This is a genomic window from Flammeovirga pectinis, from assembly GCF_003970675.1.
Lineage (GTDB): Bacteria > Bacteroidota > Bacteroidia > Cytophagales > Flammeovirgaceae > Flammeovirga > Flammeovirga pectinis.
Window position 1 is genome coordinate 3,629,374 of the sequence record NZ_CP034562.1, and the last position, 13,367, is coordinate 3,642,740.

Sequence of the window (13,367 nt, forward strand, 5' to 3'; positions counted from 1 at the left end):
TAATTAACATTATTCTATACTTTTACACTACTAAATTTTTTAACTGATTTTTTTTTCAGTTATAAGTAGCTGTAAATAAGCATAACTATCGATGAACAAGTCAACTCTAATCAAAAGTCTGTTCGTTCTACTCTTAAGTTTGAACATTCATGCTGTGTATTCACAATCTTCAAATGTACCCTATGATCCCGAATATTATCATTTAATTGATAGATATGAGATCAAGCAGAAAGACTTTGGGAATATATATACTAATATTAAGCCATACAGTAGAAAAGATATTGCAGCATTCGTGGAAAATTTTGATAGTACATATCAAGGTACCCTTTCCGAATCAGACAAATATCAATTATCCTATTTAGCATTAGACAACTGGGAACATATGTCTGATACTGCTATAGCAGATGTAAAAAAACCTTTCTTAAAGTATTTTTATAGAAGTAAAATAGATCTTGTAAATGTACATGAGAAAGATTTCGATGTACATATTAATCCTGTTGTTCTATTTAGTGCAGGAGATGACAACTTAAACTCTTCTAGACCTTTTGTAAACCAACGTGGTGTTGTAGTGAGAGGTTCTATTGCTGGTAAAGTTGGGTTTTATATGCAAGCTAGTGATAACCAAGAGAGATTACCATTTTATGGACAACAATACTCTCAGACTCACAACGGTACCTTCCCTCGCCAACAATGGTATAAAAATGATGCTGGAAAAGCAGACTATTTTAATGCGCAAGGGTATGTTACTTTCCAATTATTAAAAGACTATATCGGAGCAGAATTTGGACATGGCAGAAACTTTATGGGTAATGGTTATAGATCATTATTTCTATCAGATTTTGCAAACGATTATACTTATTTAAAGTTTAACACTAGAGTTTGGCATTTAGAGTATACAAATTTATATGCTCAGATGATTGCTGATAATGTAAACCCTGGTCGTGCACTTCCTAAAAAGTTTATGACAATGCACCATTTAGGTTGGAACATTACAAAGAACTTAAATATTGGATTGTTCGAGCAAACTATATTTAGCAGAACAGATTCTTTGGGTAACAATAATTTTGATCTTGCTTACTTAAACCCTATCATTTTCTACAGATCGTTAGAACATGGTTTAGGTGATGTTGATAATGTACAAATTGGTTTTGATGCTAAATATAATATTTGGGGTAAAATTCAGCTATATACCCAAATTATGATTGATGATTTAAGTGTTGCTAATTTAGGAAAAGGTTTCTATGGTAATAAGTTTGCCTATCAGTTTGGTGCTAAATACATTGATGCTTTTGGACTATCTAATCTAGATTTACAAGGTGAAGTTAATGTTGTAGATCCATATACTTATGCACATAAAGATCCACAAGGTGTTAGTGCTACAAGAAATGGACAACTATATGCCAACCAAGGCCATTATTATCAAGAACTTGCCCATCCGAATGGTGCTAACTTCTACGAGCTTATTGGTATTTTAAGATACCGTCCTCATTTCTTACCTAAATTATCATTTACAGGTAAAGCAATGTGGAGAGAGCAAGGAATGAATGAGGTAGATGCTAATGGTAATACAGTAACTAATTATGGTTCTAATATCTTCTTAGATTACAATACTGCTCCAGGTTCACCAGATTCTTTTGATAACTCTTTATTACAAGGAACTAAAGTAAGTACTATTTATATTGATGCTACTCTAACGTATTCTCCTTTCCATAATATCTTTGTTGATTTAAGAGGTACGTATAGAAACCTATCAAGTGATGATACTAAATATACTCAAAGTGAAAATTATTTAGGTGCAGCTGTAAGATGGAATATTGGTCAGAGACTATATGATTTCTAAAAAAATATAAATAGTTAACCTATTAAAAAGGAGTTGTTTCATTCAGTGAAGCAACTCCTTTTTTGTTACCTCAATGTGAACAAGAAAGTAGTACTAAATTAATATTTGATTGAATTAAACACCAATTTTACATAAATATGACATAATTGATTCTCAATGTTAACTCAATGTTAACTTTAGAAGTCTTTTTTACGTATATTAGTAACATAAAGAAATTGTTATCTAATCTATGAAATTCAAAACTGTCATATCATCACTTATTCTATCATTCATCTTTTTGGTGAATGTGAGTATGTATGCACAAAATGAATCAATTAGAATAACAAAGAACAATACAAATTCTATGTTAGAATACTATGCCTTGAATAACACAGAAGAGGCATGGGAAAAAAATCCTTTCTTTTTATACTTTTCACCTCAAGAAAATATTACAGGAGAAGAGTTCTCAAAATTAAAAGGAGATGTAGATGGTTGGGTAGCCGACTGGAAAGTTAAAAAAGCTACTTCTAATAAATCAATCCTAAAAAAGTTATTTGCTAAGACAAGAGCAAAATACCTCGTTAATTATAACGAATGCAGTACATTTTCTTTATTGCTAAAAGAAGGTACTTACGATTGCCTTACTGGAACATTATTATTTGCTCATATTCTTAAAGAATTAGATTATGAATATGAAATCAAGCAACTTAATAGTCATGTTTACATTATGGTAAACGATCCTCAGTTAGGGACTACTTTAATAGAATCTACTGATGTTTACGGTTATATTAATGGTAAGCACGCAATAGCTAATAAAATAGAAGATTACCAAAAGAGATTAGATAATTCTTTATTATACGTGAAATACGGGTTAGACTTAAAAGAAGATTTAACCATTAAAGATATCGCTGGACTTCAATATTACAATAAAGCTGTAGCGGCTTATAGAGTAAATGATTTATCAGCAGCCCGATTATCATTATACAAAGCCTCTATAATTACGGATTCTCCTCGTATCCCTTTCTTAGAAGAATACTTGAACGAATCTTCAGTTGTAGTTAGTGCTGCTAAATAAAATGCCACATACCAATCAAAAAAGCCTCAGTTCTTAAATAGAACTGAGGCTAATTTTTTACTCAAAAATTGAAGAAACTAAACTACTTTAATTAAGCAGTAATTCTTCTTTCCTTTTTGAGCTAGAATATATTTACCTTGAAGTAACTCAATATCTTTAGGCAATTCACTTCCTTGAAGTTTTGCCTTATTAATAGAGATACCTCCACCTTTAATCATACGTTTTGCTTCACCTTTAGAAGCAAATAATTGGTTCTGAGTTCCTGTTGATAATAAATCAGCAATCTCAGCCATTCCTTCTAAATCAGCTTTAGTAATTTCAGACTGCATTACTCCATCAAATACTTGAAGTAAAGTACGCTCATTTAAAGTCTTCAATTGATCTGTAACATTCTTTCCAAATAAGATATTTGAAGCTGCAATAGCAATATCTAATTCTTCTTGTCCGTGTACAGCTCTTGTTACTTCTTCTGCTAAACGCTTTTGAAGAAGACGTACATGAGGTGCTTCTGCGTGTTCTGTAATTAATTGATCAATAACTTCTTTATCCAAGAAAGTAAAGATCTTAATATAACGTTCTGCATCAGTATCACCTACATTTAGCCAGAATTGGTAGAACTCATAAGGTGATGTTTTCTCTGGATCTAACCAAACTGCACCACTTTCTGTTTTACCAAACTTAGTTCCATCTGCTTTAGTAATTAAAGGACATGTTGCTGCAAAAGCAGTTCCTTGTGCTTTACGACGGATCAATTCTGTACCCGTAACAATATTACCCCACTGATCTGAACCTCCAAACTGTAAACGACAGTTCTTTGTTTTATATAAATGATAGAAATCCCATCCTTGTAATAATTGGTAAGTAAACTCTGTGAAAGAGATACCTGTACCAGAAGCCAAACGCTTCTTTACAGATTCCTTACCCATCATATAGTTTACAGTTAGATGTTTACCTGCTTCACGAGCGAAGTCGATAAAACTAAAATCTTGGAACCAATCGTAGTTATTTAAGATCTCTGCTGAGTTCTCCCCACAATCAAAATCTAAGAATTTTTCTAACTGACCTTTCATTCCAGCAATATTTTTTTGTATTGCTTCATCATCTAAAAGTTGTCTTTCAGCTTCTTTAAAAGAAGGGTCACCAATCATACCTGTTGCACCACCTACAATAGCTAAAGGTCTGTGCCCTGCCTTTTGTAAATGTCTTAATAACATTACAGATACCATATGACCAATATGAAGAGAATCAGCAGTAGGATCAAAACCTACGTAAGCCGTTGTCATCTCTTTGTTCAATTGGTCTTCTGTACCTGGCATTATATCATGCAGCATACCACGCCACTGCAACTCTTCAATAAGATTTGTTTTTATATCTGCCATTTTTCTATTATTTCTAATTTGAAAGCGCAATTTAACAGTAAATCATCAAATGATCGTTTAATGTTACTTAAGATTTTAGTTTTAATTTCTGTCCAACCTTAAGATTATTGCTTTTCATGCCATTTAGCTTCTTTATTTCTGATACACTTACTCCTAACTTTTGAGATATACTCCATAATGTATCACCACTTTTTACAGTATAAGAACTTGTAGAAGAAGAGGTAGTAGAAGTACTTTTTCCTTCGCTTAATACACTTGATGGCGATGGAGGAATAGTTAATTTCTGTCCTGTTCTAATTGCTGAACTAGACAATTTATTCACTCTCTTAATATCTTTTACATAGACTCTGTACATCTTAGCAATCTCCGTAATACTTTCTCCTTTTTTTACAGTATGATACCTTGTTTTAGCCGATGGACCATATTTAGAAGTAGAAGAAGTCTTTTTTACTGTTTTAGTTGATGACGATGAAACAGTAGTTGATGTAGAGTATATTTTTAATTTTTGACCTTTATATATTGTAGATCCACTAATTCCATTCCATTGCCTAACCTTTGATGCAGACGTATTGTATTTCTCAGCTATAGCTCCTAACGTTTCTCCACTTCTAACGGTATGATACATCAATTTGCCAGAAGTTGATGTAGTTTTTGTTGAAGTTAAAACAGTAGATTGCGTAGTTGTAACAGGTGCTTTATATTTCCCTTCTTTAATTAAAAGCTTTTGTCCTTTATAAATTGTTGACCCACTAATTTTGTTCAACTTTTTAATATCAGCCACATATACTCTATACTTTTTAGCAATAGAACCTAATGTTTCTCCACTTCTAACGGTATGGTAAATACTTGCTCCGCTAGACTTTGTTGGTGTCTTTTTCTTTACGGTTGATGTTGTACTCGTTTTAGGACCAGGACTATAGGCATTACCATAAATTTTTAATTTTTGACCCGGATAAATTGTATTGCCTCTTACATTATTCCACGCTCTTAAATTAGAAAGTGATACTCTATTTTTACTAGCAATTGTACCCAAAGACTCTCCTCTTCTTACGTAATGATAATAGTAACCGTCACCAACATTACCACCTTTACCTGTATATTTAATATTTGCTAGAATTTCTTCTTGATGCTCTAAATAATATTCAAAACGAGCCTCTGGAATCTTAATTCTAAAGTTTTTAACATAGTTGGGAGCATATCCAAAGCGTAAAGACGGATTTAAGAGTACTAAATCTTCTCTACAAACATTTAACTGCTCTGCTAACTTTCCTAAATCAACAGATTGGCTAATAAATATATCTTCTGCAGGAATTTCATACTTAGGTAGATCCTGAATTAAATTGTGTTCATCTGCATACGTAATAACATATGCCATTGCTACATATTGAGGTAAGTAAGAACGTGTTTCTCTTGGTAGCTTCTTATAGATATCCCAAAAATGCTTTTTACCTGATCTCCTTTGTGCTTTTCTAATATTTCCAGGTCCACAGTTATAGGCTGCTATTGCTAATTCCCAGTCGCCATGATATTTATGGAGAAATTTTAAATAACGTGCAGCAGCTCTAGTAGCCTTCTCCGGATCCATTCTGTCATCTATCTGATAACTTTGTTTTAATCCGTATGCTCTACCTGTTCTTGGCATAAATTGCCATAAACCTTTTGCTCCAACTCTAGATAATGCCACAGGCTTTAAAGCTGACTCAATTATTGCTAAATATTTAAGTTCTGTAGGCACACCTTCTTCCGCAAAAATTCTTTCGAACATTGGGAAGTAAATATCTTTACGTTGTAAAATTGATAATGTATAATCTCTTCTTCTTACCGTAAAATAGTCAATAAATAAACGTACTCTTTCGTGGTAGGTAAGTGGTATATCTTTTTGCATTTTTTGCAACCTCTCTTTAACCAAACTATCTGATACATTAGGAACATAATCATAAGTCTGATCTGTAATATCTATCAGAATTGAGGAGGTTGTATCAAAATCATCGAAGTTTTCAAACCAAGGTGCATAAGGTGCAGCCTCTACTATTTCTAAAGTATCTGAAGGCATCAAATATCCCTCAGGAAGTTCTACTGTATATAAACTATCCTTCCAAGTTAATGTCGCATTTTCTTCATCTTGAGCATAAGAGGATAAAGAAGTGGTCAATAAAAATAAGATAAATAAAAACTGTATATAAATGCTTTTGAACTGCATACTTCGATTTAAAAATTAGGATGCGATAAACGCTATGGGGAACAATGGAAACTGTAGGTAAATATACCGATTCCTATAGGAGACAAATATAAAATTTATAAATGCAAAATGTATCTTAATAAGCAATTAGTTTTACTCATATAAATAAAAACCTCTCATTAGTTATAACTAAAGAGAGGTTCTAGAAAAATATATATTTCTATCTACTATAATTGAGATACATACTGAGAAAATGACAACATTTTTTCTTCTTCAAAACGATTTGCCATAATTTGTAAGCCAATTGTTAACCCATCTTTATCCTCCCCATTTGGAATTGAGATAGCTGGTAACCCCGCCAAAGATGCATGAACAGTATATAAATCTCCTAAATACAATTCTAATAAATTATTTTCTCCATATTTACCTATTTCGAAAGATGGAGTAGAAGTCGTAGGCATTAAAATAAAATCATATTCAGAAAGAATTTTTTCTGTTGATTCTTTAATCATACGACGTACCTTTTGTGCCTTAGAAAAATAAGCATCGTAATAACTAGCTGAAAGTACAAAAGTACCTAACATTATTCTACGCTTTACTTCTGTACCAAAACCTTCTGATCTAGATTTTTTATATAATCCTTCTAAATCTACATTTTCTTTGGTTCTATGACCATATCTCACACCATCAAAACGTTCCAAATTGGTACTCGCTTCTGCTGTTGTTAAGATATAATAGGTAGGCAATAAATAATCTAATAATGGAAACTCGATACCTTCTACTTCATGTCCTTCTGCACGTAAAGCTTCAATTTTATCAAATGTATTCTTACTGATCTCTTTATTTAAATGCTCACTTTCTACAGTCTCTTTAAAGTAAGCTACTTTTAGCTTTTCCTTTGGCTTGTTCTCTACAGTTTTACTATAAGCAGGAACTGGTTTCTGAGAAACTGTTGCGTCATTTTCATCCTGACCAGCAATAATTTCTAAAACCAAAGATGCATCGGTTACATTGTTAGCAATTACTCCAATTGTATCAAAAGAAGAAGCATAAGCAATTAATCCCCATCTCGAAATTCTAGAATAAGTTGGTTTTAAACCTACTGTTCCTGTAAACGCAGCGGGTTGTCTAACAGATCCACCCGTATCAGAACCTAAAGAAACTAAACAATGATCATCAGAAACTGCAACTGCAGATGCCCCAGAAGACCCACCTGGTACACGCGTTTCATCAATATTATTTTTAACTACACCAAAAGCTGAATTCTCATTAGAAGATCCCATTGCAAACTCATCACAACTTTGTCTACCAATAATAATTGCATCTTCTGCAAGTAATCTATCTGTAGCCGTTGCAGAAAAAGGAGATACATATCCATCAAGCATATTACTTGATGCCTGTAAACCGTGGTCTTTGTAAGCAATTACATCTTTTAGACCAACAACCATCCCTGCTAATCTTCCTGCATTTCCTTTCGCAATTTTAGCATCTACCTCTTTAGCTTTTTGTAAAGCCTCTTCAGTATACACCTCATTCCACACATTTAAGTGCTTTTTCTCTTCAATTCTTGCTAAGTAACCTTTTACTAGAGCTTCACAACTTGTAGAACCCTCAGTAATTGCAGTTTTTATTTCTTCAAATGCCTTATACATTGTCATATTCGTAATTTCATTAGACAGGTGGTCATTAAAAAATGGATTTTTCTCTATAAAAAAAGAGAAGTTTATCCTATCTGAATGACAAAGATAAACTTCTCAGCTTTATTACGAAATATTTAACGAAAAATACATTTCATTAAAAATCTATCAAGATACAGGAGGATACTTTACTTATCTTCCTTCTTCTCTTCATCTTTTATGCCTTTTTCAAGCTCATCTGAAATCTGACTTTTAGCGTCTTTAAACTCTCTGATTCCACTTCCTAAACCACGAGCTAGTTCCGGAATACGTTTAGCACCGAAAAGTAATAGAACAACTAAACCAATGATTATCCACTCGAAACCACCTGGCATGCCGAATAACAAAATTGAATTCAATTCCATGGCTGTATTTTTTAATGTTTGTTGTACTGCAAAGATACATCATGAACTTGCAAATATCAATTAACGTTCTCAACTTCTTTGTATTGCATCTCATAAAGCTTGGCATAAAAACCTTTTTGTTTTAGGAGTTCATCATGGCTTCCAGACTCTTTTATTTCACCTTTATCTAAAACAATTATATTGTTAGCATTACGTATTGTTGCTAATCTATGGGCAATTGCAATACTAGTTCGGCCTTGCATCATAGAAGATATTGCATTTTGTATTAATGCTTCTGTTTCAGAATCTACTGATGAAGTTGCCTCATCAAGAATAATGATTTTTGGGTCGTAAACCATTGTCCTAACAAATGATAATAATTGACGTTGACCAACTGAAAGTGTCGCACCTCGTTCCATTACCTCATAACTTAATCCTCCTGGCAATTTTTCTATAAATGACTTAGCACCTACTAACTCTGCTGCATCTAAGATTTGTTTATCTGTAATTGATTTATCTCCAAGTGTAATATTTTCTCTAATTGAACTAGAAAACAAGAACACATCTTGTAAAACAACGCCAATATGCTTCCTTAGATTATAAAGGTCGTATTCCTTTACATCTATATTATTTACAGTAATTGTCCCTTTATTGATCTCATAAAAGCGCGAAATCAAATTAATAATAGATGACTTCCCTGCTCCTGTTGCTCCAACTAAGGCTACTGTTTCACCATGTTTTACTTTAAATGATATGTCTTTAAGTACATAATCATCATTTTTATAAGCAAACCACACGTGTTTAAACTCAACATTGCCCTCTATAGTCTCTGGTGCATATGTACCATCATTTGATATAAAATCTTTATCGTCTAATAATTTGATTATTCTATCAGAAGATACAATACCCATTTGTAGTGTATTAAATCTATCTGCAATCATTCTTATTGGACGAAAAAACAGGTTTATATACATAATAAAGGCTATTAAAGTACCTAGTGTGGCGTAACCTTCTAAAACACTATGAGCACCCCACCAAACTAATAATCCTGTTCCAGAAGCTGCAATAACTTCTGCTACCGGATAATAGATTGAGTAATACAAAACAGTATCAATGTTTGCATCTCTATGTTCTTTATTAATTTTTTGAAATTCTTTTTGCTCTCTTTTTTCTGCACTAAATAATTGTACCACATTCATACCTGTGATATGTTCTTGTACAAATGTATTGAGGTTAGATACAGCATTTCTAACATCGCCAAAAGCTACTTTAATTTTCTCTTTGAAAACGTAAGTTGAGAAGAGTAGTACTGGCAGAACTGATAAGCTTATTAATGTTAATCTCCAATCTGTATATAACATAACAGCAAAGATGAATATCAATTGAAGGATATCACCTAGCATTGCTGCTACTCCGTTAGTAAATACCTCAGATAAGGTTTCTATATCAGATACTGCACGTGTAACTAATCTACCTATAGGTGTATTGTCATAAAACTTAAGTTTAAGCTTTAAAATATGTTCGTATAATTGTACACGCATATCTTTTACAATATGCTGCCCTAACCAACCCGATAAATAAGTGTGGCAAAACTGTACTAATGCCTGAAGTAACTGTACTACAATCAGTATGATTACCATTTTATTTAGACCAGGCATATCGTCTGTCACAATAAAATTATCTATGGTATACTGAATAAGCCAAGGTCTAGCAGGAGCTAAAACACCAAGGCCAATTGTCAAAGAGACAAGTAATATAAAATATTTGATGTGAGGCTTTAAAAAAGATGCCATTCTTGATAAGACCTGACTATCGAATATTTGCCCGTTATTATTTTCTTTGTTCACTGAATAATGAGTTATATGTACGGAGTATCATATATTGAATTGATCTACAAAAATGCAGTTATTGTTTGAATTTTTTAGACTTCGCATCAATAAATCGTATAAATCATTGTAACAATTATATACTTACAATGTTATCAAAAACTTAGAAATCGTAATTAAATGCATTTTTTACGCAAAAAAATATTTTTTAGTAAATCAATAGAATATTTTGATATTCTTATAGAAGTTTAATAGAATCGATTACAAAAATTGCAAATTCTCAACAAATAAGTATAATATTTTGCAATTTATCACAATTTGATTCGCTACAATCAATATTGTTTTCCTTATTTGAAAATGTAAATTGCCTCACACAAAAATCTAGAGATCTAAGATTAATCAATTAACAGTAAATAAATGGAAGATATCTCAATATTCGAAGAGGTCTCTGGCATGGGACATGAGCAAGTGGTTTATTGCCATGAAAAATCAACAGGATTAAAAGCTATTATAGCTATTCATAATACAGTTCTCGGACCTGCCCTTGGTGGTACAAGAATGTGGATGTATGAAAATGAAGCACAAGCCACCAATGATGCTTTAAGATTATCTAGAGGTATGACTTTTAAAAACTCTATCGCAGGTTTAAATCTTGGTGGAGGAAAAGCTGTAATTATTGGTGATGCAAGAAAGCACAAGTCTGAGGGAATGCTTAGAGCTTATGGTCGTTTCTTGAAAAATTTAAATGGAAAATATATTACAGCAGAAGATGTAGGAATGAATGCAAACGATATGGAACATATTGCTGCTGAAACTTCTTATGTGAGCGGAATGCCTGAAACTCGTGGAGGTTTAGGTGATCCATCTCCATTTACTGCTTATACAACATATATGGGTATGAAAGCTGCTGCCAAAAAGCAATTTGGAACGGATAGCTTAGCAGGTAAAAAGGTTTCTATCCAAGGTGCTGGTCATGTAGGTGAATATATAATCCAACATCTTGTAAAAGAGGGTTGTGAAATATATGTATCAGATTTCTACGAAGACCGCGTTAAAGATGTGGTGAATAAATATGGCATTAAGGGAGTTTCTTTAGACGAAATTTATGACCTTGATGTAGATATTTACTCTCCTTGTGCTTTAGGTGCCACTGTAAATAATGAGACTTTAGAACGCTTAAAATGTTCTATCATTGCAGGTTGTGCAAACAACCAGTTAGCCAATGAAAAAATACATGGTGATTTAGCTATGCAAAAAGGTATTCTTTATGCTCCAGATTTTTTAATAAATTCTGGCGGTGTAATTAATGTTTATGCAGAAGTAATTAAAACATCAAAAGATTGGTCTTGGAACAAATGTGAGTTTGTTTACGACCAAACATTGAAGGTATTTGAGCAGTCTGCTGCCCAAAACATCAATACGCAACAAGTAGCGATCGATATTGCACAGCAAAGAATTGATCAGGTTGCGGCTATAAAGAGCACATATTAATTACCAATTCGCAGGTTATCATATAAACTAGCAAGGCATCCTCAAAAGGGATGCCTTCATTATTTCTGAATAAAAAATCTTACTCTTTCTGAAAACTCAATAGGTTTCTCCATAGGGTACATATGCGTTGCATTTCTAACTTCATTTATAGCACTATTCTGTAAATTTGAATATACAGACTGAGATACAACTTTAAATAAATCTCTTGTATACTCTCCGTAAGCAACACAACTTCTAGTAGTTATTTGAAATAGAGCTTCTTTATTTAAATTAGGCTGTTCAATTTGAGAGAGCTGTAATGGCAAAGAATTTTTATTTTCTAATTGTTCTTTTCTTAATTGTTTGCTTTGTTGTTGAAAATAACCTTTGCTATTTCCTGAACCATCAATTAATAATTCTACTGCTTCGTCTAATTTTTGTTCTTGTACTGCATAAAATATAGGTCCAAACATTTCATTTGCATCTGTACCAAATGTTTTCATCTCATCATCATCTAAACAACCGGGGTAACCAGGTTCGTATACATACAAAGAAGTGAGTTTATTAGGTACTTTTGTTGCTAAATTTAATGCAATATCAGCACCATAAGACCAAGCAACTACGTGTATAGATTCGATCTCTAATTCTTCTAATAATTTTAGAATATCTGATGTATGAGTTTCTATCCCAAAAGGCTTATCAGATGGTCCATTTTTTCCAAAATGACGCTGAGTAGGAACAATAACATCAAAATGTTTTGATAGTATCTCGCTATGCGTATTCCACATTCTATTATCTGCTAAAGCCCCGTGTAGTAGCAATAATGGTTCTCCTTTTCCTATTCTAAAATAAGAAATTTCATCTCCATCAATATTTACCGTTTTATATATTTTTTCCATATCTGTTTCATTTTCACAACTAAATAGAAATACTAGTATACTTATAATTAATACGATCCCTTTCATAATAAATAGAAAATAGAAATGATGTGAAGGACAGGCCTATTTACATCTATTCGGATCATAACTATAAATTAATGGCTTTCGTTTAATTACAAATTGATTTAAATAAAAAAGAAAGCCTGTTTCACATTGAAATCTTCTTTCTTAATTAAAAAACTGAATAGCTCTATTTTTTTAAAAGGCAATTAATGATAGTATTAATTTATAATTTTCAACCAATTTTTATCAGCTACTTTTTCTAATTTATCAGGTCCTTCCTCCTGCCAATCTTCATAAGTATTTGAAAAAAATTTATTGTAAAATAACATTAATCTTCCATTCTGAATTACATAGGTTTCATAATTAACATCTACTTTTTCTCCTTTATCTGCCATAGCATAAGCACACCAACCACCATAAGCTGGGATGTATTTTTGGGGTTGAGATAAAAATTTATCAGCATGTTCTTTGGATGTAAAATAATAATCAACTCCTTGAAAAGAGGATGTATACTCTTTAGATCCTTCTTCAACGTTACCTTCGGTATAGCTAATAACATCGTAACCTCCTACGGCTACATTATTTTTATCAATGTTGAATTCTTTTGATGATTGTGAATAACTCACTAATGAAGTGAATAGAAAGAGAATGAAAAAAT

General features: G+C 32.3%; 10 protein-coding genes. 3 read left to right on the top strand and 7 right to left on the bottom strand.

The annotated features are described in order from the left end of the window. The first annotated feature begins 91 nt into the window (after nucleotides 1–91). The gene (locus EI427_RS14620) at nucleotides 92–1,840 is read left to right on the top strand and encodes a hypothetical protein (RefSeq protein ID WP_126615917.1); all 1,749 of its coding nucleotides are present in this window, start codon (nucleotides 92–94) and stop codon (nucleotides 1,838–1,840) included. Nucleotides 1,841–2,069: 229 nt separating this feature from the next. Then, entirely contained in the window at nucleotides 2,070–2,894 is an 825-nt protein-coding gene (locus EI427_RS14625; protein ID WP_126615920.1) for a hypothetical protein, read from the top strand. Between the two features lie 77 nt (nucleotides 2,895–2,971). Here EI427_RS14625 and tyrS read toward each other — a convergent pair whose 3' ends face one another. From tyrS to EI427_RS14650, 5 genes are all read right to left on the bottom strand, one after another. Then, nucleotides 2,972–4,273, bottom strand: coding sequence for a tyrosine--tRNA ligase (gene tyrS, locus EI427_RS14630; protein WP_126615922.1), 1,302 nt, complete (start codon nucleotides 4,271–4,273; stop codon nucleotides 2,972–2,974). 67 nt (nucleotides 4,274–4,340) lie between these two features. Beyond that, the gene (locus EI427_RS14635; RefSeq protein WP_126615925.1) at nucleotides 4,341–6,473 is read right to left on the bottom strand and encodes a LysM peptidoglycan-binding domain-containing protein; all 2,133 of its coding nucleotides are present in this window, start codon (nucleotides 6,471–6,473) and stop codon (nucleotides 4,341–4,343) included. A 206-nt stretch (nucleotides 6,474–6,679) separates the two neighbouring features. Next, a complete protein-coding gene (gene gatA, locus EI427_RS14640) occupies nucleotides 6,680–8,110 on the bottom strand; it encodes an Asp-tRNA(Asn)/Glu-tRNA(Gln) amidotransferase subunit GatA (protein ID WP_126615928.1) in 1,431 nt (476 codons plus the stop codon). A gap of 167 nt (nucleotides 8,111–8,277) precedes the next feature. Continuing rightward, nucleotides 8,278–8,463, bottom strand: a complete 186-nt coding sequence (locus EI427_RS14645) for a Sec-independent protein translocase subunit TatA/TatB (protein ID WP_240655380.1) — start codon at nucleotides 8,461–8,463, stop codon at nucleotides 8,278–8,280. 86 nt (nucleotides 8,464–8,549) lie between these two features. Next, nucleotides 8,550–10,319, bottom strand: coding sequence for an ABC transporter ATP-binding protein (locus EI427_RS14650; protein WP_126615934.1), 1,770 nt, complete (start codon nucleotides 10,317–10,319; stop codon nucleotides 8,550–8,552). Between the two features lie 396 nt (nucleotides 10,320–10,715). Between EI427_RS14650 and EI427_RS14655 the strand changes: the two genes are divergently transcribed. Continuing rightward, nucleotides 10,716–11,789, top strand: coding sequence for a Glu/Leu/Phe/Val family dehydrogenase (locus EI427_RS14655; protein ID WP_126615937.1), 1,074 nt, complete (start codon nucleotides 10,716–10,718; stop codon nucleotides 11,787–11,789). Between the two features lie 59 nt (nucleotides 11,790–11,848). Here the strand turns inward: EI427_RS14655 and EI427_RS14660 are convergent, their stop codons facing one another. Together EI427_RS14660 and EI427_RS14665 are read right to left on the bottom strand one after the other, a co-directional pair. Then, a complete protein-coding gene (locus EI427_RS14660; protein ID WP_170178481.1) occupies nucleotides 11,849–12,667 on the bottom strand; it encodes an alpha/beta fold hydrolase in 819 nt (272 codons plus the stop codon). Nucleotides 12,668–12,927: 260 nt separating this feature from the next. Beyond that, on the bottom strand, nucleotides 12,928–13,335 hold the full coding sequence (locus EI427_RS14665) for a YHS domain-containing (seleno)protein (protein WP_240655310.1): 408 nt from the start codon (nucleotides 13,333–13,335) through the stop codon (nucleotides 12,928–12,930). Nucleotides 13,336–13,367: the final 32 nt, after the last annotated feature.

Bases quoted from the DNA above. Each gene is read 5' to 3' on its own strand.
- tyrS (WP_126615922.1), bottom strand. From the start codon at position 4,273: ATGGCAGATATAAAAACAAATCTTATTGAAGAGTTGCAGTGGCGTGGT.
- gatA (WP_126615928.1), bottom strand. From the start codon at position 8,110: ATGACAATGTATAAGGCATTTGAAGAAATAAAAACTGCAATTACTGAG.
- EI427_RS14620 (WP_126615917.1), top strand. From the start codon at position 92: ATGAACAAGTCAACTCTAATCAAAAGTCTGTTCGTTCTACTCTTAAGT.
- EI427_RS14625 (WP_126615920.1), top strand. From the start codon at position 2,070: ATGAAATTCAAAACTGTCATATCATCACTTATTCTATCATTCATCTTT.
- EI427_RS14635 (WP_126615925.1), bottom strand. From the start codon at position 6,473: ATGCAGTTCAAAAGCATTTATATACAGTTTTTATTTATCTTATTTTTA.
- EI427_RS14645 (WP_240655380.1), bottom strand. From the start codon at position 8,463: ATGCCAGGTGGTTTCGAGTGGATAATCATTGGTTTAGTTGTTCTATTA.
- EI427_RS14660 (WP_170178481.1), bottom strand. From the start codon at position 12,667: ATGGAAAAAATATATAAAACGGTAAATATTGATGGAGATGAAATTTCT.
- EI427_RS14655 (WP_126615937.1), top strand. From the start codon at position 10,716: ATGGAAGATATCTCAATATTCGAAGAGGTCTCTGGCATGGGACATGAG.